A 1,262-nucleotide genomic window follows, 5' to 3' on the forward strand; every position below is an offset into this window, starting at 1 on the left:
CTAGTGCTGTGACCGGAAATGATCGCCGGGTTGAGGGACGGTTTCAGGCTGCCCATGCGAGGGGCCGGCCTCCCCAGCGGAGGCCTTTCTCGCTGCGGATGCGGGCGCGTTCGCGGCGTTGGGCGGCCAGTACGTCGGGGTGGCGGGCGTGGATGTTGCGCCAGCGTAGGTAGGCGTGCAGGGCGCGGGTTTGGACGGTGTGGCTGGGGTGGTCGGAGTTGGCCAGGGTGAATTGGCGTAGGGGGCCGAAGTGGGCCTCGATCGGGTTGGCCCAGGAGGCGTAGGTCGGCGTGAACAGCAGCTTGACCTTGTTCTTGCTGGCCCAGGTGCGGATGCGCCAGTTCTTGTGCGCTGAGAGGTTGTCCAGGATGACGTAGATCGGGGCGCCGTCTGGGCGGGCGGCGCGGATCGAGCGTAGGGCGGCCCAGGTGTGGTCGATGCCTTTGCGCCTGTGGTTGATGCCCCACAGCAGGTCATCGCCCACGGAGTAGCAGCCGTGGAAGTAGGTGACGCCGTGGGTGCGGTGGTAGGTGGCCGGTAGCCGGTCCGGCTCGCCTTGTGGTGCCCAGCCCGATCCGGCGGTGGGGCGGATGCCGAGCGGTCCGAACTCGTCGAAGGCGAAGGTGCGCTCGGGCCGCTGGGTGAGGGCGTACTCGATGCGATCCAGCTTGGCCTCGAAGTCCGGATCCGGGGACTCCTTCCAGGTCTTGGTGCGCTGGAAAGTGATCCCGCGGCGGGACAACAGCGTGCGTAACGCCTCCCGGCCGAGGGTGAAGGCACGGCCGGGCAGCCGGTGGAGGTATACGAGGAGTTTGCGGATGGACCAGCGGGTGAAGGGCTGGCCGAGCTTGACCGGGCGGGTCGTGGCCGTCTGCGCGACGAAGTCTTCGTCCTCAGGACTCAGCAGGCGGGGACGGCCTCCCGCCCACCGAGGGTCCAGGCAGGCCAGCCCAATCTCGTTGAAGCGATGAATCACAGCGCGCACGGTGTCCTCATCGGCCTGCACCAGCCGAGCGATCACCGGCACCGTGTTGCCACCGGCCGAGGCCAGCAGGATCATCGCCCGCCGATAGCGCACCGTGCTCATCGTGCCGCGCCGCACGATCCGCTGCAGCTTCTGCCCTTCTGGATCCGTGAGCCTGCGAACCCTGACCGGTTGCGTCACCTGGCCTCCCGAGCACCGATTGAACGTGATCAGTCCATCCAACCGGCAGGAGCGACCTACCCGCCAACCCGGCGATCATTTCCGGTCACAGCACTAG

At 67.7% G+C, this 1,262-nt stretch carries 1 protein-coding gene; it reads right to left on the bottom strand.

Going from position 1 to position 1,262, the window contains the following annotated elements; all coding sequences use genetic code 11:
- Positions 1–43: 43 nt before the first annotated feature.
- On the bottom strand, positions 44–1,165 hold the full coding sequence (locus ACIBI5_RS54265) for an IS630 family transposase (protein WP_397259670.1): 1,122 nt from the start codon (positions 1,163–1,165) through the stop codon (positions 44–46).
- Between the last annotated feature and the right edge of the window lie 97 nt (positions 1,166–1,262).

The organism is Nonomuraea sp. NPDC050540, from assembly GCF_044457485.1.
Lineage (GTDB): Bacteria > Actinomycetota > Actinomycetes > Streptosporangiales > Streptosporangiaceae > Nonomuraea.